We start from the raw sequence: 20,391 nt of genomic DNA, 5'->3' as shown, positions 1-20,391 counted from the left end.
ACGCATCGCGGGCCAACACCGCGAGCGGCGCCCGACGGCCTCTCTTGTCGGACTCCTTGGCTCAACGCATCGCGGGCCAACACCGCGAGCGGCGCCCGACGGCCTCGCCTTTCGGACGCCTCAGCTCATCGCGAGGCCCACGCCGCGAGCAGCACTCGCGGCCTCGGCGCCTCACCCTTCGGACGGCACCGGAGCCTCCTCGACGGGAGCCTCCGCCACGGGCTCCGCGGGCAGCTCCGTCGCACCCGACGCCGCGGGCTTCACGCCCAGCTCACGCGTCAGCTTCGGGTTCACACCCGTCTCCGCCAGCAGCCGCTCCAACTGCACCCGCGCCCGGCGATTGTCCCGGTGCACGCGCCGTCCGAGGATGAGCTCGTTCTTCAACGAGTGCTCCCACCCCGTCAGCTCCGTCACCGTCACCTGGTACCCGAACGCCTCCAACGTCAGCGCGCGGACCACGTTCGTCAGATGCGAGCCGAACTCGCGCCGGTGCCACGGGTGCGCATACAAGAGCCCCATGCTCCCCTTCCCCGCCGCCCGCTGCTCCTTGAGCTGCGCCGCCACCTCGGCCTGACAGCACGGCACCACCGCCACGTGGTCCGCCCCGTGACGAATCGCCGCGATGAGCGCGTCGTCCGTGGCCGTGTCACACGCGTGCAGCGCCATCAGCAGGTGGATGCGCTCCGGATACGCCGCCTGGTCGATGTGCGCCGTCTGGAACGTCATCCGCGAGAAGCCCAGCCGCTCCGCGCGCCCCTTCGCGCGCTCCGTCAGCTCCGCGCGCCCCTCCACCGACAACAGCGTGCCCCCGGCCGCGTCCTTCAGGAACAGCTCGTAGAGCACGAACCCCAGGTAGGCATTGCCGCTGCCCGCGTCCACGAACACCGCGGACTCCGGATGGCGCGCCTTCACGTCCTCCACCGCCGGACGCATCAGCCCCATCAGGTGGTTGACCTGCTTGAGCTTGCGCAGCGCGTCCGCGTTGAGGTGCCCCTCTCGCGTGAGCAGGTGCAGCTCGCGCAACAGCGCCTTCGACTGGTCCGGCAGGAGCTCCCGCCGGACCTGCGACGCCTTGACGTTGCGCCTCAGACGGACACCACTTCGAGCACCTCGGGGATGATCTCCCGCAGACGCCCCTCGATGCCCATCTTCAACGTCGCCGTCGACGACGGACACCCCGCGCACGAGCCCTTCATGTGCAGGTACACGATGCCGTCCTCGAAGCGGTCCAGCGTGATGTCACCGCCGTCCATCGCCACCGCGGGACGAATCTCCGCGTCCAGCACCTCGCGGATGCGCGACTCCACCGAGCCCCCTCCCTCCGAGGACACCTGACGCGCCGCCGCCACCGCCGCCTCGTCCACCACCGGCTCGTTCGCCGTCAGGTGCGTGTCCAGGGTCTCCATCACCTGGTCGTTCAGCTCGTCCCACTCACCGTCCTCGCCCTTCGTCACCGTCACGAAGTTCGAGCCGATCATCACCGCCGTCACCCCGCGCACGTCCATCAGCTTGTGCGCCAGCGGCGACTTCGCCTGGGCGTCCTCACGATTCGTGATACTCACCGCGCCACCCGCCAACAGGCGCCGATCCACCACGTACTTCAGCGTGCTGGGGTTGGGGGTCCACTCAAGCTGGATGTTCACCGACATGCAGTTCTCCTCGGCCACTCCTCTAAGGCGCTCGGGGCCCCATAGCAACCCGACCCTCGGGGAATCAAACGTCCGCTCGGGCCCCTCCCACCAGGTCCCTCGCCTTCTCAACCGGAAATAAAAGAACAGCCGGAATTCGCGGCGGAACCTGAAACAATCTATGGTGGGAGGACCTCTGCACCCCGGTGAGCCGTACATGGCCTCGAGTCCGCTGCGTCGCTCCGTCGAGTCAACCGCGCCCGCGGCCCCGCGCATCCCCACGAGCGTGCTGGAGGGGTTGTTCGTCCGGGGGCTGAAGGTCTCCGGGCGGCTGGTGGAGGCGCTGGAGGCGCTGGGCTACGACATCAAGCGGCCGGAGGTGGACTATCCGGTGGAGGTCTTCCAGCGCGCGGTGCTGCTGGCGAGGCGGGAGGTCTTCGGCGAGCTGACGGACGAGGAGGCCTACCGTCGGGTGGGCCGCACGCTGGTGGACGGCTTCGCCTCCACGCTGGTCGGCCGGGTGGCGGCGGTGGCCCTGCCCATGATTGGCCCCGCGCGCGCGGCGGAGCGCATCCCGCGCTACCTGGCGCTGATGGGGCGCACGGACATCGACGTCACCCAGACGCCCGTGGGTGAGCGGGGCCGGCGCATCGTGTTCACGGACCGCTACAACCGCCCGGACCTGATGGCCGGCGGCCTGGAGCGGATGATGGAGCTGGCCAACGCCCAGCCGCGAATCACCGTGGAGGAGCGCAACGTCGAGGGCTACCGTCTGCTCGTCCGCTGGTAACCCGGGCCCGCACGGGCCCAGGAGAGTTCATGTCCTACCCTCCCCGACTCGCCCACCTCGCCACCCGCGCCGTCGTGGTCGCGAAGCTGGTGCCCACCTACGCCCAGGCGCACCGACTCGACGAGGAGGAGGCCGCGCAGCGGCTGACGTCCGCGATGTCCGGGCGGATGCTCGCGGCGCTGCTGGACGCGGCGTGGACCGCGATGCGCGGCAAGACGAAGCGGCTCACGGATGACGGGCTGTTGGAGAAGGTCGCCGGTACGTTGTCGGAGCGCCCGCTGCGCCCGGGCCGCGTGGCGGAGGTGACGCCCGCCTGGAGCGCCTTCCTGGTGCTGACGGACCTGGAGGCGGGCACCGCCAGCGACGCGGCCCGCCGGGTGATGGAGACCGAGGAGGGACGTCGACGGGGCGACGAGGGCATGGCCGAGGCGGGCCGCTTCCTTGCCGCCGAATTGACACGCGGCAAGTAGGGGCCGGCCGTCCGTGGCATGAGGGGCCCCGCGTCGTTATAGGCTGGCCCCACGCTCCACCGTGCGCCGCCGATGTCCACCCCGCTGCCCACCACCCTGCGCATCCTGCCCTCCATCCACGAGGTCCCCGCCTCCCTCTGGGACGGGCTCGTGGACGAGGCGGCCCTGCCCTTCCTGGAGTGGACGTTCCTCGCGGCGCTCGAGGACAGCGGCAGCGCGGTGCCCGAGCGCGGCTGGCACCCCCGCCACCTGACGTTGTGGCGCGGCTCCCGATTGGTGGCCGCCGCGCCCGCCTATCTCAAGGACGACAGCCAGGGCGAGTTCATCTTCGACGCGCCGTGGGCCACCGCCTCCGAGCGCGCGGGACTGCGCTACTACCCGAAGCTGGTGCTCACCGTGCCCTTCACGCCCGCCACCGGCCGGCGCGTCCTGGTGGCCCCCGGCGAGGACCGCGCCGCACGCGAGGCGGAGCTGTACCAGGGCGCGCTGGAGTTCGCGCGCGCCGAGCAGCTCTCCGGCGTCCACGTCCTGTTCCCCACCCAGGAGGAGCTGCCAACGCTGGAGGCCCAGGGCTACGCGCTGCGGCTGGGCGTGCAGTACCAGTGGGACAACGCCGGCTACAGGACGATGGAGGACTTCCTCGCCCGCTTCCACTCCAAGCGCCGCAACCAGGTGCGCCGGGAGCTGCGCGCGCCCGCCGAGCAGGGCCTCGAGCTGAAGACGCTGCGCGGCGACGCGCTGTGCGAGGTGGACGTGGACACGCTCCACCGGCTGTACGCCTCCACGGTGGACAAGTATCCGTGGGGCGCGCGCCTGCTCACCCGCGACTTCTTCGCGCGGATGCTCTCCGGCTTCCGTCACCGCTGCGAGCTGGTGGAGGCCCGGCGGGAAGGCCGGCTGGTGGCGGGCGCGTTCAACTTCAGGGCGCCCCAGGTCCTGTACGGGCGTTATTGGGGGTGTTTCGAGGAGCACCCCTTCCTGCACTTCAACGTGTGCCTCTACCACCCGGTGGCCGAGGCCATCGCCCAGGGGCTGACACGCTTCGAGCCGGGCGCGGGCGGCGAGCACAAGCTCACGCGGGGCTTCGAGCCGCGCCTCACGTACAGTGCCCACCTCTTGCTCCACCCGGGGCTGGACCGGGCGGTGCGCGGCTTCCTGGAGCACGAGCGGGCAGCCGTCCAGGGCGGACTGCCGCAGTGGCGGGCGGAGACAGGTTTCAAGGGAGTGGCCTGAAACGGCGCGCTTCCCAGGTCATCAGAGGGAGTCGGACAGGAATATGGCGCAGAAGCATGACAACGACGGCTCCGTCGCCACGGAGACCGCCCCCAAGCAGAAGCTCAAGAAGCCGACCCTCTACAAGGTGCTTCTGCACAACGACAACTACACGACGCGTGAGTTCGTGGTGGCCGTCCTCAAGGAGGTCTTCCACAAGTCGGAGTCGGATGCCGTGCAGATCATGCTGCACGTCCATTACAACGGAGTCGGAGTGGCCGGCGTCTATACGTTCGAGGTCGCCGAGACGAAGCTCAAGACGGTGGAGGCCGCGGCCCAGGACAATGGGTTCCCGCTGCGGTTGTCCATGGAACCCGAGGAAGGTTGAACCGTGGCAGGACCGCTGATTGCCAAAGAATTGCAGGCCAGCTTCCGCACCGCCCTGGAGGAGGCGCGGAAGATGGGCCACGAGTACCTGACGCTGGAGCATCTGCTCCTGGCGCTCACCAAGGACTCGCGCACCCGCGAGGTCCTCAAGGCGTGTGGGGCCAACGTCAAGCGCCTCCAAGAGAGGCTCGTCTCCTTCCTGGAGGAGACGGTCGAACGGCTGCCCGAGGACGCGGAGGCCGACCCCCAGCAGACCATCGGCGTGGAGCGGGTGCTCCACCGCGCCGCCATGCACGCCCTGTCCGCCGAGCAGAAGCTCATCGACGGCGGGGACGTGCTGGTGGCCCTCTTCCGCGAGGAGGAGAGCCACGCGCTCTACCTGCTCCAGCAGGAGGGCGTCACCCGGTTGGATTTGCTCAACTACATCTCCCACGGCATCTCCAAGGATGAGGCGGGCGAGGGCGAGGAGGGCGGCGCCGGCAACGGGCACGCGCCCGCGGGGGACGACGACGAGGAGGGCGAGTCGCCGCGCAAGAGCCCGCTGGAGACGTACACCACGCAGCTCAACATCGAGGCCAAGGAGGGGCGCATCGACCCGCTCATCGGCCGCGACAAGGAGCTGGAGCGCACCATCCAGGTGCTCTGCCGCCGCCGCAAGAACAACCCGCTCTACGTGGGTGAGGCCGGCGTGGGCAAGACGGCCATCGCCGAGGGCCTGGCGCTCTACATCCACGAGGGCCGCGTCCCCGAGCCCTTGAAGAACGCCATCGTCTACTCGCTGGACATGGGCTCCCTGCTCGCGGGCACCAAGTTCCGCGGTCAGTTCGAGGAGCGGCTCAAGGGCGTGCTCAAGGCGCTCCAGGAGCAGCCGGAGGCCATCCTCTTCATCGACGAGATCCACACGATTGTCGGCGCGGGCGCCACCAGCGGCGGCTCCATGGATGCGTCCAACATCCTCAAGCCGGCGCTCGCCAGCGGGAAGCTGCGCTGCATCGGCTCGACGACGTATCAGGAGTTCAAGTCCTCCTTCGAGAAGGACCGCGCGCTGTCGCGGCGCTTCCAGAAGATTGAAGTCGCCGAGCCCTCCGTCGAGGACACCGTCCTCATCCTGGAGGGGCTCAAGAGCCGCTACGAGGAGCACCACGGCGTGAAGTACACGCCCGAGGCGATTCGCGCGGCGGCGGAGCTGGCGGCCAAGCACATCAACGACCGGTTCCTGCCGGACAAGGCCATCGACGTCATCGACGAGACGGGCGCGGCGGAGAAGCTCAAGCCGGAGGGTGCGCGCACCAACACCGTCACCGGCGCGGACGTGGAGGCCGTCGTCGCCAAGATGGCGAAGATTCCCGCCAAGAGCGTGTCCGCGAGCGAGGGCGTCCAGCTCCAGAACCTGGAGAAGGAGCTGCAGGCGGTCATCTTCGGGCAGGACGGGGCCATCAAGGACCTGGTCAGCGCCATCAAGCTGGCGCGCTCGGGGCTGCGCGCGCCGGAGAAGCCCATCGGCTCGTTCCTCTTCTCGGGCCCCACGGGCGTGGGCAAGACGGAGCTGGCCAAGCAGCTGGCGCAGACGTTGGGCGTGGAGTTCCTGCGCTACGACATGAGCGAGTACTCGGAGAAGCACACGGTGAGCCGGCTCATCGGCGCGCCGCCGGGCTACGTCGGCTTCGACCAGGGCGGCCTGCTCACGGACGCGGTGCGCAAGCACCCGTACGCCGTGGTGGTGCTGGATGAAATCGAGAAGGCCCACCCGGACCTCTTCAACATCCTGCTCCAGGTGATGGACCACGCGACGCTGACGGACAACAACGGCCGCAAGGCCGACTTCCGCAACATCGTCCTCATCCTCACCACCAACGCGGGTGCCCAGGAGATGAGCACCAAGTCCATCGGCTTCGGCGACCTCGCGAAGCCCGCGGACGCGACGCGCGCGAAGAAGGCGATTGAGCGCACCTTCACGCCGGAGTTCCGCAACCGGCTGGACGGGTGGATCCTGTTCTCCGGCCTGCCGCCGGAAATCATCCTCAAGGTCGTGGACAAGGAAGTCCGCCTCCTCCAGAAGATGCTCGAGGAGCGCAAGGTGAAGCTGGAGCTGACGCCCGCCGCGCGCGCGTGGCTGGCCGAGCGTGGGTATGACCCGGCCTTCGGTGCCCGGCCCATGGCCCGCCTCGTGGACAACTCGCTCAAGAAGCCGCTCGCCGAGGCGCTGCTCTTCGGTGAGCTGAAGAACGGCGGCACCGCCCGCTACGACGTGGACAAGGGCGGCGACAAGCTGGACCTCCAGACGACCGCCGCCCCCGCCGAGCCCGTGCCGGCGTAGCGCCGCGCGAGCAAGGCCCTCGAAACGAACGAGGCCCCGATTCCCACCGTGGGAGTCGGGGCCTCTGACGTTTCCAGCAGCCGCGCTACTCGACGCGGTAGATCTTCACCGCGCTGGAGAGCTGCTCGGAGATGATTTGCAGCGTGGTGGCGGCCTCGCCGGTGGAGCCGATGCGGGCCACCGTCTCGTCCATCATCTTGGAGAGGTCGTTCACCGCCAGGGTGATTTGGTTGATGCCCACGTTCTGCTGGGACACCGCGGCGGCAATCTGACGGACGGCGGCGGCGTTGTCCTGGACGATGGAGGACAGCTCGCGCAGGTTCTGCCCGCTGGTGCGCACCTGGGCCAGGCCCGCCTCCATGCGCTCGGCGCCGCGCTCGGTGATTCGCACCGCGGCCGTCACCGAGTTGGCGATGTCGTCGAGCAGCTCCCGCACCCGCGTCGTCGCCTGGATGGACTGGTCCGCCAGCGCGCGAATCTCGCGCGCCACCACGCCGAAGCCCTTGCCGTGCTCGCCCGAGCGCACCGATTCAATCGCCGCGTTGAGCGCGAGCATGTTGGACTGGTCGGCCAGGTCCTTCACCGTCTGGGTGATGCCGCCAATCTGCTGCGTGCGCTCGCCCAGCTCGAGAATCTTCTGGGCAATCTCACCCACCTGGACGCGGATGTCGTTGAGGCCCGCCATCGTCTGCTCGATGGAGGCCTCGCCCGCGCGGGCCAGCGCGTCCGCGCGCTCGGCCACCGACAGCACGCTCTCCGCCTTCTGCGCGGCGAGCATGGAGGTCTGCTTGATTTCCTGCGCGGTGACCTGCGTCTCCTGGAGCGCGGCGGCCTGCCGGGAGATGGTCTGCGCCTGGTCCGTGGAGGACGTGTTGAGGTGCTCGGTGGACTGCGTCAGCGCCTGCGCGGCCTGCTGGAGGTTGAGCGTCACCTCGCGCAGCCGGGCCACCATCTGCGCGAAGGAGTTGGCCAGCCGGCCCACCTCGTCGCCGCTCTTGGCGTGGATGGGGCGCGTCAGGTCACCGGACTCGACGATGTGGCCGGCGACCTCCGTCAGCTCGCGCATGGGGCGCACGATGCTGCGCCCGAAGGCCGCCGCCACCGCCACGCCCAGCGCCACCAGCAACAGCGCGAAGCCCATCATCCGCCAGCGCAGCGCGGACACCAGGTCGTCGATGTGGTCGCGGGAGATGCCCACGTGCACCGTGCCCAGCCGGCCACCGGCCACGGGCGCCGCCACGTTCGAGGCGTGCAGCGTGCGGCCCTCGGTCTCGAACTCGAGCACCTCGCCCCAGCCGTTCTCCTCACTCACCTCGCCCTGCGCCACCGCGGACGCCTTCAGCGCTTCGGGGAAGGCGCCCGTCAGGCTGTGCGCCACCACGTTGCCGCCCGCGTCCGAGACGAAGACGTAGGCGACGTCCTCGCTGGTGCGCGAGACGTCCAGCAGGGGCTGGAGCGTGGTGAGGCCCATCTTCGCGCCCTGCTCCGCGGCCACCGCGAGGCTGCGGGCGAGCAGCTGGCCCTCGCCCATGTGGCTGGAGACGAGGTCCGCCTCCAGCCGCCGCGTGGCGATACCGGTGAGGATGGCGGCCACCGTCGCGCTGACGAGCGTGGTGACGAGGACGAGCTTCGGCGCCAGTCCGAGCGACTGACGGAACTGCTGGCCGAGCTGCGTGGTGAACGAGGTCTGTTCGGTGCTCACGGCATCACCACCCGGAAGACGTCGGGACGACACCCGCGAGGGCGCGGGGTGAATACAAACGACTCGGGACTACCAGCAAGCGGCCTGCGACGAACAGGGGGCACTGACGGGCTCATCGTCCCACCCCACCCTCTCCGCGCCCACCGGCCCGGAAGTTGGGGGGGATGCAGCTCTGGAGGATGAGCTCCGGCACCGAGGCCAGGGGCACGCCCTGGTCCGTGGCGTGGATCTCCAGCGCCGCGCGGGGCATGCCGTAGACCACGGAGGTGGCCTCGTCCTGGGAGAAGGTGACACCGCCGGCCTTGCGGATGGCGAGCAGCCCGCGCGCGCCGTCCTCGCCCATGCCGGTGAGCACCACCCCGCCGCTGCGCCGGCCGAACGACGCCGCGAGCGACGACAGCAGCACGTCCCCGTTGGGGCACGGACCGCCCTTGCTGCGCTGCAGCCGCGCCAGCCCCGCCGGGTCCACCAGCAGGTCGTGCCCGTCCAGCGGGAAGTACACGCGGCCGGGCTCCAGCCGCTCGCCGTCCCGCGCCACGTCCACCGTCAGCGGCGTCACCTGCGACAGCCAGCGCACCATGCCCTGCGTGAAGCCCACGGTGATGTGCTGCGCGATGAGCAGCGGGACGGGCAAATCCTTGGGCAGCTTGGAGAGCAGCTCCGCCAGCGCGGGCGGGCCACCGGTGGAGGCCACCACGCCGAAGACGTCCACGCGCGCGCCGATGGGCGGCGGCGTCACCACGTTGGCGCGCTGGCGCCGGGAGATGACCGGCACCTCCGCCATCAGACACACCGAGTGGGCCAGGTCCCGGCCCCACCGGCGCAGCTCCTCCACGTTGGTGACGTTGGGCTTGCCGATGAGCTCCAGCGCGCCGGCGCTCATCGCCTGGAAGCCCAGGTCCACGCCGCGCTGCTCGGCCACCGCGCTCACCACCAGCACCCGCGCGGGGGCCTGGGACATGATGGCGGTGATTGCGCTGGGGCCGTCCAGCCCCGGCAGCAGCAGGTCCATGGTGATGACGTCCGGGCGCAGCAGGCGCGCCAGCTGCACGGCGCGGTTGCCGTCCCCGGCGCGGCCGACGACCTCGATGCGAGGGTCCTCGGTGAGCAGGGCCGTCAGTGTGTTCGCCATGGTGGGCGAGTCGTCCACCACGAGCACCCGGATGGGGCGTCGATTGTTCACGCGCGCGCCCCCCTGCGGCTCATGACGTCGAGCACCTCGGCGAGCAGGCGGCCCGCGGCGCACTCGCGCTTGCTCAGGTAGCCATCCGCTCCCGCCGCCAGGCCCCGCTCCCGCGCCGCCGCGCTGTCATGCGCGGAGACGAGGATGACCGGCAGCGACGCCGTCTCCCGTTTCTCCCGCAGGCGGGCGATGAGCTGGGTGCCGTCCATCTCCTCCATGTCCAGATCGCAGATGACGACGTCGTAGGTGTCCGTCGCCAGCCGGTCCAGCGCGCGGGCGCCGCTGGCCGCCAGGTGCACGCTGAAGCCGCCCGCCTCCAGCATGGCCCGGTGCAGCGCGCGCGCGGTGAGCGAGTCGTCCACCACCAGCGCCCGGCGCTGCGCCGTCACCTGCGTCTGGCCCGACTCCGTCACCAGCCAGTCCGGCCGGCAGATGAGCAAGAGCTCGCCTCGGCTCAGCGTCGCCGCGCCCTGCCACGCCGGCACGTCGCGGACCTCGGAGGGCAGCGGCCGGATGACCAGGTCGCGGTCCCCCACCACCGCGTCCACGCCCAGCGCCACGCGCTTGCCTCCGCTCTGCACGATGAGCAGCGGCTGGCCTTCCGCGGGCGGCGCCAGCGCGCGCAGGCCCAGCCTGGCGCCCAGGTCCACCACCGGCAACAGCTGCCCCTGGTACTCCAGATGCGCCTTGCGCTTGCCCAGCCGCAGCGAGTCCGCGCGCGCCAGCTGCGTGGCCTCCACCGCGAGCATCGGCAGGCCCACCAGCTGCTCCAGCGCGCGCACCACCAGCACGGGCGAGCTGCCCAGGTCCACCGGCAGCGTCATCACGAACCGCGTGCCCTGGCCCGGCGTGCTGTTCACCTCGATGCGGCCCTGCAGGCCCTCCACCGACGCGCGCACCGCGTCCAGGCCCACGCCCCGGCCCGACGTGTCCGTCACGTCCGAGCGCGTGCTGAAGCCCGGCCGGAAGATGAGGTCGCGCAGCTGGTTCTCGTTGAGCCGCTCCGCCTCGTCGGAGGCGATGACGCCGCGCGACTCGGCCACCTTGCGCACCCGCGTCACGTCGATGCCCGAGCCGTCGTCCGCGCACTCGAGGAAGAGCAGGTTGCCCTGCTGCTCCACGCGCAGCGTGAGCGCGCCCTCGTGGTGCTTGCCCGCCTTCTCGCGCTCGGACGGCAGCTCCAGGCCGTGGTCCACGGCGTTGCGCAAGAGGTGCACCAGCGCGCCCTGGAGCTTCTCCAGGAGGCGCCGGTCCAAGGACAGCTCCGAGCCCACCACCGACAGCCGCGCCTCCTTGCCCAACTGGCGCGACAAGTCACGCACCATGCGCTGCAGCGGGTCCAGGATGGTGCGCACCGGGCGCGTGGTGATGGCCTTGAGGCCCTCCTCCAGCGCGTCGACGATGTCGCTCGTCTCCTCGCCATCGGTGCGCAGCGAGCGCGACGTGCCGGACAGCAGCGTGCGCGCCTCGGCCGTCTCCGCCAGCAGGCCCTGCTTGGCCAGCACTGTCACCACGCGGTCCAGCTCGCGGCCGCGCTCCTCCACGCGCAGCCGCACCTCGCGCAGCCGCTCCACCTCGCGCATCAGCGCCGTCACCTGCCGCACGCTGACGCGCCAGCCCGTGTCCGCGGACTCCGCCTGCGCGTCCAGCTGGGCCGACAGCTCCTGGGCCCCGGCGTCCTCCGAGACGCCGTTCGTCTCCGGCTCCGCGGCGCCGTTCGAGCCCGCGGCCGCCTGCGCGCCCACCGACTCCGGCGCGGGGCCGTCCGCCACCAGCTGCGCCAGCGCGGCGGCCGGGTCCGGCAGCGAGTCCCCGCGTCCATCCGCGTGCGCCTGGGCGCGCAGCATGAACAGGTCCAGGCCGTGCAGCAGCACGTCCACCACGGACCGGGGCATCTTCTGCGTGGTGGCCTTCAGCGGCGCGAGCGCGTCCTCCAGCTTGTGGGCGATGTCGCCCAGGTCCTGCAGCCCCAGGCTGGACGCGCTGCCCTTGAGGGTGTGCAGGTGCCGGCCCAGCCGGACGTAGAGCTTCGCGAGCGCGCCCGAGTCCAGGCCCTCGCGCTCCAGCTCCAGCAGGTCCATGGTGACCTTCTGGATGACCTCCTGGGCCTCGACGGCGAACCCCGTGACGAGTCCCTGCAGCATCGGGTCAACGGGCATTGCGTCCTCCCGTCGAGCGGGTGGTGAACAGGCGCTTGAGGTCGATGAGGTGGATGAGCTGCCGGTCCTGGGTGAAGACCTCCATCACCGGCCCCTCGGCCCGCACGCGCGCGGCCTCCACCGCGCTCGCCGGCAGCGTGGTGGGGCGCGGAATGGCCTCGCAGTCCAGCGCGCACAGCTCGCCGTCGCCGCGGTCCACCACCAGCAGCACCGCCGGATCCTGCCGCCAGCCGTGCCCGCCCAGCATGGACGCGAGGCTCAGCGCGGAGAGCACCTGGCCCTGGAAGCGCAGCACACCCACGACATGCGGCGAGGACAGCGGCACCGGCGTCACCATCCGCAGGGGCAGCGCCGCGCGCAGCATCTCCAGCGACAGCGCGTAGCGCTCCTCGCCCAGCGGGAACTCGGCAATCCAGTGGACCGCCTCCTCCACCGTCGTCTCGGCCTGCTCGCGCAGACGCGAGGCGCGCCGCTCGAGCAGCTCGACGGCCTCCTGCTCCTGGGCCTCCTCCATGCTTCTGGGAAGGATTTTCATTCGAGGGCCCCTTGATTGAGGTAGGCGTCAGCGGACGCCTGATAGAACCGCGCCGGCAGGGCCTCGGGCCCGTCCACGAGGTGGTCCGGCGCCAGCCGCTCCGCGCGAACCCGCAGCGCGCGCATCAGCGGCACCGCCGCCTCGCGCGCCCCGGTGCGCTCCCGAAGCAGCGCGAGCTCGAGCAGCCCCGGCAGGTAGTCGGGAGCCTGACGCACCAGCGACTCCAGCACCGCCGCCGCGCCCTCCACGTCGCCCTCCTCGATGCGCTCCAGCGCCTCCAGGTGCAGCCGGGACGGCGGGGGCGGCGGCGTCACCCGCGCGGGCACCACCGGCACGGGCGTGGCCTTGGGCTTGCGGAACAACGGCGCGGGCGGCTCGGCGCGCTCCACCGGGCGCGGCGCGGGCGCGGGCGTGGTCAGCTCACCGGGCGCCAGCATGCGGAAGGTCTGCAGCTCCGGCGGGCCCTCGCGCACCATGCCGGGCGGCACCCGGTCCGCCTCCACGGCGCCCAGGAACAGGAAGCCGCCCGGGTTGAGCGCCCGCGTCAAGAGCGAGATGGCCTGCTCGCGCGCGGCCGGGGAGAAGTACGTGAGCACGTTGCGGCAGAGGATGAAGTCGAAGCGGCCGAAGCGCTCGGGCAAGGGTGCCAGCAGGTTCCCCTGCGCGAAGGTGGTGATGCGGCGCACCACGGGGAGGATGGTGACCTGCCGCTCCGGCGCATCCAGGTAGAGCGGGAACAGCCGCGGCGCCGACTCGCGCCGGGACCAGGTGCCGTAGGACGCGCGCCGCGCCGTCTCCAGGCTGGCCTCGTGCAGGTCCGTGCCCAGCACCTCCACCGGGAAGCCGTGCGGCACCGACGCCAGCAGCGCCGCCGCCAGCGAGTAGGCCTCCTCGCCCGTGGCGCAGCCCGCGCTCCAGCCGCGCAGCGCGAGCGCGCCCTTGCGCAGCGCCGCCGGCACGCCCACCTGCGAGATGAAGCGGAAGTGCTCGGGCTGCCGGAAGAAGTACGTCTCCCCCACCAGCGCCGCGCGCACCAGCGTCCCGGACAGGGGCGACTGGGGGAAGAGCATCTCCCCCAGGAGGTCCGCCGACGAGCGTCCGCGCGCGAGTTCCTGGCGCACCACGCGCTCCATGGCCTCGGAGGCGATGGCGTCGTCGCGGAAGCCGGTGATGGAGGACACCACTTCCCGCGCTCGGGTCAGAAGCCGCGGGTCGAGCTCTGCGCTCATGCGCTCCGCCTGGCCTCCGCGGCCTCCACCATCTTGGGCAGGTCCTGCAACAGGCCCCGCGCCACGAACACCCGCGGGTCCAGGATGGGCAATAGGTGCCCCCCGGCGCGCAACATCCCGATGAGCCCCTCGCGCAGCGGACCATGGTCCGTGCCGCCCACGCGCTCGCGCCGGTCGATGTCCGCCGCCGCGTACTCCTCCGGGTCCTTCACCGTGTCCACCGCGAGCGCCAGCGCCACCCCGTCCACCTGGATGACCACCAGCATCCGCTCCACGCGCGGCAGCGAGTGCTCCACGCTCAGGCGGCGCGCCACGTCCAGCACGCACAGCGCCTCGCCGCGCACCTCCACGTATTCGCGCAGGTACGAGGGCGCCGTGGGCAACGGCCGCGTCGCCGGATGCAGCAGCACCTCGCGCACCGCGTCCAGCGGCACCGCGAACTCCAGCGTGCCCACCGTCACCCGCAACACCAGGAGCGAGCCGGTGCGCGCGCGGCGGCGCGAGTTGGCCAGCGCCTCCCCCACCGCGTGCAAGAGCTCATCCGCGCGGAAGGGCTTGGCCAGGAACGTCTCCGCGCCCAACCCCAGACACGCCTCCGCGCGCGACTTCTCCGAGGAGATGATGATGACCGGGATGTCCGACGTGGCCGGGTCCGCCTTCATCCGCTGGAGGACCTCGTCGCCGTCCATCTCCGGCATCGACAGGTCCAGCAGCACCGCGGCGGGCCTGAGGCGGGAGACCTTCTCCAGCGCCTCGCGGCCGTTGCTCGCGGTGTGGATGGTGTAGTGGCCGGAGAGGATGGCGCGCTCGAGCGCCAGGATGGCGTCGCTGTCGTCGACGAGCAGCAGGGACGGCAGGCTCACGGCATCAAGCCTTGGTCAAGAACTGACGGACGGTCTCCGTCAGCTCGTGGTGGGAGACCGGCTTCTGGATGAACGCGTTGGCGCCCGCCTCCGTGCCCCGCTGGCGCAGGGCAACGTCCTTCTCCGCCGTCAGCAGCAGGATGGGCACGGTGCGCAGCTGCGCGTTCTTGCTGGCCCGGACCTCCTTGACGAAGGTGATGCCGTCCATCCCGGGCATGTTGATGTCCGCGATGACCAGATTCACCGGGACGAGTTTGAGGAGTTGCAGCGCACGAGATGCATCTTCCGCCTCCACCGTCCCTACCTTGAGGTTCATGAGGTAGATCTTGACGATGTTCCGAACGGTCGGGCTGTCGTCCACCAGCAAGATGTTGGTGCTGTTGGTGCTCACGGTGCCACGGCTCCTGCGCAGGGGTTGGGCCAATGCGGCCGTCCCCTGCGAAACGTGGGAGGACTCTACCGTGAGCGCTCTCACGGGAGAAAGCGGGGGGACCTGTCCGCATTCACGGCGGGCGGGCAGGTGTCGGATGACCTCGACGCCGGGAGCGGGTGGCGCCTACTCGCTCGGAGGCTTGGTGCCTGCGGGCTGGGCTCCCGCCACGGACTCCGGGGGCACCGGTGGCGCACCCACGGCGTGATAACCACCGTCCACGTGGATCATTTCGCCCGTGGTGGAGGGCAGCCAGTCCGACAGCAGGGCACACGCCGTCCTGGACACCATGTCGTGGCTGTCCTTGGCGCTCCAGCCCAGTGGGGCCTGGGTACCCCACCCCGCCTCCAGCGCCTTGAAGCCCGGGATGCCCTTGGCGGCCATGGTGGACAAGGGACCCGCCGCCAGCGCGTTGACCCGGATGCCCTTGGGGCCCAGGTCCCTGGCCAGGTAGCGGACGGTGGACTCCAGCGCGGCCTTGCACACGCCCATCCAGTCGTAGATGGGCCACGCGACGCGGTTGTCGAAGTCCAGCGTGACGATGGAGCCGCCCGGCGGCATCAGCGGCACGCACGCCACCGCGAGCTCCTTGAGGGAGAACGCGGAGATGCGGAACGCCGTCTGGACGCTCTCCCAGGGCGTGTTGAGGAAGTTGCCGCCCAGGGCGTCGTCCGGGGCGTAGGCGATGCCGTGGAGCACGCCGTCCACGCGGTCCCAGCGCTGCTTGAGCGACTCGGTGAGCGCCTTGAAGTGCTCGGGGTTCGTGACGTCCAGCTCCAGCACCTCGAGCCCCGGCTTGAGGCGCTTGGCGCTGCGCTCGGTGAGGGACTTGGCCCGACCGAAGCCCGTCAGGAGGATGTCCGCGCCCTGCTGGAGCGCGTGCTCGGCGATGCCATAGGCGAGGGACTGGGGGGTGAGCACCCCGGTGATGAGCAGCTTCTTGCCCTGGAGCAGCATGTGAGGCGGCCTCTTGGGAGGGAGAAGGGGTTGGGGGAGCGGGCTGTCTAGCACTCCTTTCGACCGAAACGGGACGAAACGGGTGCTGGGAGTCCCCGGGTGTCGGGGTGTTCCCAGGTGAAGCTGGGCTCAACAGCGGCATGACTTGGCCTGCTCCCCTGAACAGGCCCCTCCCCTGGGGTGCCGCCAGGGCCCAACAAAGACGCCTCGAAAAACCCCCAACGGGGCGGTCATCCAGTAAAAGACGACACCGCCATGGCGAACTTCCAGGACTCGTTCCTTTCCGGCGCCAACATCGACTTCATCGAGGGGCTCTACGCCCGCTACCTCGAGGACCCCGCCAGCGTGGATGCAAGCTGGCGAGAGATCTTCGAGCGAAACGATGGTGCCGGCCGTCCCATCTTCAGCACGAAGCTCTTGGAGGTGCCCGCGGCGGCCGTCGCGCCCGGCAAGGGCAACGGCAAGGCCGCGGGTGCCGCCCAGGCCCCCGCCGCCGCGCCGGCCGCGGCCCCCGTCGCCGCCCAGAGCACCGCCCAGGCCCAGGCGCTGGAGCTGCAGTCCAAGGTGGACCAGGCGCTCTTCGCGTTCCGGCTGCGCGGCCACCTGCGCGCCGACCTGGATCCGCTGAACCGTCCGCGTCCCGCGCTCGCCCACGTGGCGGACGTGAGCATGGTGGATGACGGCCACTTCTCGCCCAAGGAGCGCGAGCAGGAAGTGGAGACGCACAACGTCTTCCCGCAGCAGAAGGTGAAGCTGGACGAGCTGCTCGCGCGCCTGCACCGCACGTACACGGGCAGCGTCGGCGTGGAGTTCATGCAGATCCTCGACAGCGAGCGCCGCCGCTGGCTGATGCAGCGGATGGAGCACAGCGAGAACCGCACGGCGTTCTCCGTGGAGGACCAGCGGCACATCCTCACCAAGCTGTCCTACGCGGAGGGCTTCGAGAACTTCCTGCACACCAAGTACGTGGGCGCCAAGCGCTTCAGCCTGGACGGCGGCGAGGCCCTCATCCCCATGCTGGACGCCATCGCCGAGGTGGGCAGCGGCCTGGGGCTGAAGGAGGTCGTCATCGGCATGGCCCACCGCGGCCGCCTCAACGTGCTGACGAACATCCTGGGCAAGCAGCCGGGACAAATCTTCAGCGAGTTCGACGGCCCCAAGGACCCCCGGGCGTACCTGGGCCGCGGCGACGTGAAGTACCACATGGGCTTCTCGTCGGACCACACCACGCGCCAGGGCAAGAACGTGCACCTGTCGCTCGCGTTCAATCCCAGCCACCTGGAGGCCGTCAACCCGGTGGTCGAGGGCCGCGTGCGCGCCAAGCAGGAGCGCTTCGGCGACACCGAGCGCGTGGGCGTGATGCCCCTGCTCATCCACGGCGACGCGGCCTTCATGGGCCAGGGCGTCGTCGCGGAGACGCTCAACCTGTCGGGCCTCAAGGGCTACACGACGGGCGGCACGCTCCACGTCGTCATCAACAACCAGGTCGGCTTCACCACCGACCCCCACGACTCGCGCTCCTCCATCTACGCCACCGCCATCGCGCAGATGCTGGACATCCCCGTGTTCCACGTGAACGGCGATGACCCGGAGGCCTGCGTGCACGTGGCGCGGCTGGCGGCGGAGTACCGCCAGACGTTCCACAGCGACGTGGTCATCGACCTCATCTGCTACCGCCGCTACGGCCACAACGAGGGCGACGACCCCTCGTTCACCCAGCCGGCGATGTACGACATCATCCGCAAGCACCCCACGGTGCGCACGCGCTACGCGAAGGCGCTGGCGGACGGCAACCGCATCAGCGCGGAGGAGTCGGAGGCCATCAAGCAGCGCTGCCTGGCGGAGTTCGACGCGGCGCTGACCCGCGCGCGCCAGGAAAGCGAGTTCAAGGAGCCCAGCGCGCTGGAGGGCCTGTGGAAGGCCTACCAGGGCGGCTCGGTGAAGAGCGCGCCCCAGGTGTCCACCGCCGTGGACAAGGCGAAGCTGCGCGACGCGCTCCAGCGGCTGTGCACGGTGCCCGAGGGCTTCCACGTGCACCGCGACGTGGAGCGCACCGTCATCAAGAAGCGCCTGGGCATGCTCGACAGCGAGGAGCTGCAGTGGAGCGAGGGTGAGTCGCTGGCGTACGCCACGCTGCTCTCCGAGGGCCACCCGGTGCGCCTGTCCGGCCAGGACTGCGAGCGCGGCACGTTCAGCCACCGCCACGCGGTGCTGCACGACGTGCAGACGGGCGCCAAGTACACGCCCCTGCAGCAGTTCTCCACCGGCCGCGCCAGCTTCCAGGTCGTCAACAGCGCCCTGTCGGAGATGGGCGTGCTCGGCTTCGAGTACGGCTACAGCCTGGACGTCCCGGACGGCCTCACCCTCTGGGAGGCCCAGTTCGGCGACTTCGCCAACGGCGCCCAAATCATCATCGACCAGTTCATCGCCGCCGCGGAGAGCAAGTGGCGCCGGCTGAGCGGAATCACGCTGCTGTTGCCACACAGCTACGAGGGCCAGGGCCCCGAGCACTCCAGCGCGCGCCTGGAGCGCTTCCTGGACCTGTCCGCCGAGGACAACATCCAGGTCTGCTACCCCACGACGCCCGCGCAGATCTTCCACCTCCTGCGCCGTCAGGTGGTGCGCCCGGTGCGCAAGCCCCTGGTCATCATGTCGCCCAAGAGCCTGCTGCGCCGGCCGGAGGCCACCAGCAAGGTGGACGAGCTGGCCACGGGCGGCTTCCAGGAGGTCATCCTGGACAGCGTGGCGCCCGCGGGCGTGACGCGGCTGCTCCTGTGCAGCGGCAAGGTGTACTACGACCTGGTGAAGGCGCGGAACGAGCGCAAGGACGACAGCATCGCCATCGTCCGGGTGGAGCAGCTCTACCCGTTCCCGGCGGACGAGCTGGCGAACCTGGTGGCGAAGCTGCCCAGGCTCGCGGAGGTCTACTGGGTGCAGGAGGAGCCCCGCAACGCGGGCGCGTGGCACTTCATGTTCCCGCGCCTGCATGACCTGGTGTCGTCGCGCTCGCAGCAACCCGTGAAGTTGGGCTACATCGGGCGCGCGGAGGCCGCCAGCCCCGCAACCGGCTTCCCGAAGACTCACGAAATCGAGCAGCAGCTCATCATCGAGGAAGCCATCTTCCGAGGGACCAAGAATGGCCGTTGAACTGAAAGTACCCCCCCTGGGCGAGTCCATCACCGAGGCCGTCGTCGGCAAGTGGAACAAGAAGCCGGGTGACGCGGTGTCCGCGGACGAGCCGCTCGTCGTCCTGGAGACCGACAAGGTCACCATCGACGTGCCCGCGCCCGCGGCCGGTTCCCTGGCGTCGGTCGCCTTCAAGGAAGGTGACAAGGTGCGCGTGGGCGACGTGCTCGGCCTCATCGAGGCCGGTGCCGGCGCCGCCGCCAGGCCCGCGGCGGCCGCTGCTCCCGCCGCTCCGGCGGCCGCGCCCGTCGCCGCCGCGCCCGCGCAGGACGCCGCGTCCGACGCGCGCATCACCCCCACCGCCAGGAAGATGGCGGAGGAGAACAAGGTCGACGTCACCCAGCTGAAGGGCAGCGGCGCCGGCGGCCGCATCACCAAGGAGGACGTGCTCGGTCAGCTCAACCGCCCGGCCGCGCCCTCCCAGCCCGCCGCCCCGGCCCAGCCCGCGGGCCCGCGCCCCAACGCCGCGCGCGAGGAGCGCGTGCGCATGACGCCGCTTCGCAAGCGCGTCGCCGAGCGCCTGGTCCAGGCCCAGTCCAACGCCGCCCTGCTCACCACCTTCAACGAGGTGGACATGGGCGAGGTGATGGCGCTGCGCAAGAAGTACAACGACAAGTTCCAGGCCCGGCACGGCGTGAAGCTCGGCTTCATGAGCTTCTTCGTCCGCGCGTCCATCGAGGCCCTCAAGGCCTTCCCCCAGGTCAACGCGGAGATCGACGGCGAAGACGTCATCTTCAAGCACTACTACGACATCGGCGTGGCGGTGAGCGGCAGCCGCGGCCTGGTCGTGCCGGTCATCCGCAACGCGGACAAGCTGTCCCTGGCGGAGCTGGAGAAGGGCGTGGGCGACCTGGGCACCCGGGCGCGCAACGACAAGCTCACCCTGCCGGAGCTGCAGGGCGGCACCTTCACGATTACCAACGGCGGCATCTTCGGCTCCATGCTGTCCACGCCCATCATCAACCCGCCGCAGACGGGCATCCTGGGCATGCACAACATCGTCGAGCGCCCCGTCGCCCGCGACGGCCAGGTGGTCATCCGGCCCATCATGTACGTGGCCCTCACCTACGACCACCGCCTCATCGACGGCCGCGAGGCCGTCCAGTTCCTCGTGCGCGTGAAGGAGTGCATCGAGGACCCCGAGCGGCTCCTGCTCGACGTCTGAGGCCGCCAACGCGACGCGTCAGTATTGACTGAGATGCCCGGCCTCAATGCAAACCGGGCATTTCAGGTCGCTGGCTGGACTTCCAGGCAGGCGTTTCACTAAAACCGGACATGTCTCCCGGTCGTCGGGGGGCGGGAAGAACGGGCGACTCTCACGCGTCGCCCCGCGAGACTGAAGG

General features: G+C 70.6%; 17 protein-coding genes. 7 read left to right on the top strand and 10 right to left on the bottom strand.

From position 1 onward, the window contains the following. Positions 1-171 precede the first annotated feature (171 nt). Together K8625_RS01435 and K8625_RS01430 are read right to left on the bottom strand one after the other, a co-directional pair. Positions 172-972: an SAM-dependent methyltransferase gene (locus K8625_RS01435; protein ID WP_255665452.1), complete on the bottom strand. Its 801-nt coding sequence runs from the start codon at positions 970-972 to the stop codon at positions 172-174. Positions 973-1,085: 113 nt separating this feature from the next. Continuing rightward, positions 1,086-1,649, bottom strand: a complete 564-nt coding sequence (locus K8625_RS01430) for a NifU family protein (protein ID WP_141331543.1) — start codon at positions 1,647-1,649, stop codon at positions 1,086-1,088. A gap of 196 nt (positions 1,650-1,845) precedes the next feature. Here K8625_RS01430 and K8625_RS01425 point away from each other — a divergent pair, with 196 nt between their 5' ends. The 5 genes from K8625_RS01425 to clpA all read left to right on the top strand — a co-directional run bounded on the left by K8625_RS01425 (position 1,846) and on the right by clpA (position 6,804). After that, positions 1,846-2,418 carry a DUF2378 family protein gene (locus tag K8625_RS01425; RefSeq protein WP_223781626.1) on the top strand — a complete coding sequence of 191 codons (573 nt, stop codon included), beginning with the start codon at positions 1,846-1,848 and terminating at the stop codon, positions 2,416-2,418. Positions 2,419-2,447: 29 nt separating this feature from the next. Continuing rightward, positions 2,448-2,888, top strand: a complete 441-nt coding sequence (locus tag K8625_RS01420; protein ID WP_223748422.1) for a hypothetical protein — start codon at positions 2,448-2,450, stop codon at positions 2,886-2,888. Between the two features lie 72 nt (positions 2,889-2,960). Then, positions 2,961-4,121, top strand: coding sequence for a GNAT family N-acetyltransferase (locus K8625_RS01415; RefSeq protein ID WP_223748421.1), 1,161 nt, complete (start codon positions 2,961-2,963; stop codon positions 4,119-4,121). Positions 4,122-4,164: 43 nt separating this feature from the next. Further along, a complete protein-coding gene (locus K8625_RS01410) occupies positions 4,165-4,488 on the top strand; it encodes an ATP-dependent Clp protease adaptor ClpS (protein WP_046715870.1) in 324 nt (107 codons plus the stop codon). A gap of 3 nt (positions 4,489-4,491) precedes the next feature. After that, positions 4,492-6,804 (top strand): ATP-dependent Clp protease ATP-binding subunit ClpA, encoded by a 2,313-nt coding sequence (gene clpA / locus K8625_RS01405; RefSeq protein WP_223781625.1) that lies wholly within the window; start codon positions 4,492-4,494, stop codon positions 6,802-6,804. Between the two features lie 85 nt (positions 6,805-6,889). Here the strand turns inward: clpA and K8625_RS01400 are convergent, their stop codons facing one another. From K8625_RS01400 to fabI, 8 genes are all read right to left on the bottom strand, one after another. Beyond that, a complete protein-coding gene (locus tag K8625_RS01400) occupies positions 6,890-8,506 on the bottom strand; it encodes a methyl-accepting chemotaxis protein (protein WP_223748419.1) in 1,617 nt (538 codons plus the stop codon). 112 nt (positions 8,507-8,618) lie between these two features. Beyond that, positions 8,619-9,689: a chemotaxis protein CheB gene (locus tag K8625_RS01395; RefSeq protein WP_141330168.1), complete on the bottom strand. Its 1,071-nt coding sequence runs from the start codon at positions 9,687-9,689 to the stop codon at positions 8,619-8,621. After that, on the bottom strand, positions 9,686-11,848 hold the full coding sequence (locus K8625_RS01390; protein WP_223781624.1) for a response regulator: 2,163 nt from the start codon (positions 11,846-11,848) through the stop codon (positions 9,686-9,688). The genes K8625_RS01395 and K8625_RS01390 overlap by 4 nt, the downstream gene beginning before the upstream one ends. Continuing rightward, complete coding sequence (locus tag K8625_RS01385) at positions 11,838-12,383, bottom strand: chemotaxis protein CheW (protein ID WP_141330172.1); 546 nt, start codon at positions 12,381-12,383, stop codon at positions 11,838-11,840. The genes K8625_RS01390 and K8625_RS01385 overlap by 11 nt, the downstream gene beginning before the upstream one ends. Continuing rightward, positions 12,380-13,612 carry a protein-glutamate O-methyltransferase CheR gene (locus K8625_RS01380; protein ID WP_223748417.1) on the bottom strand — a complete coding sequence of 411 codons (1,233 nt, stop codon included), beginning with the start codon at positions 13,610-13,612 and terminating at the stop codon, positions 12,380-12,382. The genes K8625_RS01385 and K8625_RS01380 overlap by 4 nt, the downstream gene beginning before the upstream one ends. Then, positions 13,609-14,475, bottom strand: coding sequence for a response regulator (locus tag K8625_RS01375; RefSeq protein WP_141330176.1), 867 nt, complete (start codon positions 14,473-14,475; stop codon positions 13,609-13,611). The genes K8625_RS01380 and K8625_RS01375 overlap by 4 nt, the downstream gene beginning before the upstream one ends. A gap of 4 nt (positions 14,476-14,479) precedes the next feature. Then, a complete protein-coding gene (locus tag K8625_RS01370) occupies positions 14,480-14,866 on the bottom strand; it encodes a response regulator (protein ID WP_141330178.1) in 387 nt (128 codons plus the stop codon). Between the two features lie 165 nt (positions 14,867-15,031). Beyond that, on the bottom strand, positions 15,032-15,862 hold the full coding sequence (fabI, locus tag K8625_RS01365) for an enoyl-ACP reductase FabI (protein WP_223748416.1): 831 nt from the start codon (positions 15,860-15,862) through the stop codon (positions 15,032-15,034). 255 nt (positions 15,863-16,117) lie between these two features. On the opposite strand from fabI, the gene K8625_RS01360 reads away from it, so the two are divergent. Both K8625_RS01360 and odhB read left to right on the top strand, forming a co-directional pair. Then, the gene (locus K8625_RS01360; RefSeq protein ID WP_223748415.1) at positions 16,118-19,009 is read left to right on the top strand and encodes a 2-oxoglutarate dehydrogenase E1 component; all 2,892 of its coding nucleotides are present in this window, start codon (positions 16,118-16,120) and stop codon (positions 19,007-19,009) included. Further along, the gene (gene odhB, locus K8625_RS01355) at positions 18,999-20,213 is read left to right on the top strand and encodes a 2-oxoglutarate dehydrogenase complex dihydrolipoyllysine-residue succinyltransferase (protein WP_223748414.1); all 1,215 of its coding nucleotides are present in this window, start codon (positions 18,999-19,001) and stop codon (positions 20,211-20,213) included. Before K8625_RS01360 ends, odhB begins: the two co-directional genes overlap by 11 nt. Positions 20,214-20,391: the final 178 nt, after the last annotated feature.

The organism is Myxococcus sp. AS-1-15 (assembly GCF_020037055.1).
Lineage (GTDB): Bacteria > Myxococcota > Myxococcia > Myxococcales > Myxococcaceae > Myxococcus > Myxococcus fulvus.
The sequence above is the reverse complement of the archived record's forward strand: the minus strand, read 5'-3'. Positions and strand labels throughout refer to the sequence as shown.

What these genes read in the sequence shown, in the direction of transcription:
- K8625_RS01430 (WP_141331543.1), bottom strand. Translation starts at nt 1,649, where the DNA reads ATGTCGGTGAACATCCAGCTTGAGTGGACCCCCAACCCCAGCACGCTG.
- K8625_RS01425 (WP_223781626.1), top strand. Translation starts at nt 1,846, where the DNA reads ATGGCCTCGAGTCCGCTGCGTCGCTCCGTCGAGTCAACCGCGCCCGCG.
- K8625_RS01420 (WP_223748422.1), top strand. Translation starts at nt 2,448, where the DNA reads ATGTCCTACCCTCCCCGACTCGCCCACCTCGCCACCCGCGCCGTCGTG.
- K8625_RS01415 (WP_223748421.1), top strand. Translation starts at nt 2,961, where the DNA reads ATGTCCACCCCGCTGCCCACCACCCTGCGCATCCTGCCCTCCATCCAC.
- K8625_RS01410 (WP_046715870.1), top strand. Translation starts at nt 4,165, where the DNA reads ATGGCGCAGAAGCATGACAACGACGGCTCCGTCGCCACGGAGACCGCC.
- K8625_RS01390 (WP_223781624.1), bottom strand. Translation starts at nt 11,848, where the DNA reads ATGCCCGTTGACCCGATGCTGCAGGGACTCGTCACGGGGTTCGCCGTC.
- K8625_RS01385 (WP_141330172.1), bottom strand. Translation starts at nt 12,383, where the DNA reads ATGAAAATCCTTCCCAGAAGCATGGAGGAGGCCCAGGAGCAGGAGGCC.
- K8625_RS01380 (WP_223748417.1), bottom strand. Translation starts at nt 13,612, where the DNA reads ATGAGCGCAGAGCTCGACCCGCGGCTTCTGACCCGAGCGCGGGAAGTG.
- fabI (WP_223748416.1), bottom strand. Translation starts at nt 15,862, where the DNA reads ATGCTGCTCCAGGGCAAGAAGCTGCTCATCACCGGGGTGCTCACCCCC.
- K8625_RS01360 (WP_223748415.1), top strand. Translation starts at nt 16,118, where the DNA reads ATGGCGAACTTCCAGGACTCGTTCCTTTCCGGCGCCAACATCGACTTC.
- odhB (WP_223748414.1), top strand. Translation starts at nt 18,999, where the DNA reads ATGGCCGTTGAACTGAAAGTACCCCCCCTGGGCGAGTCCATCACCGAG.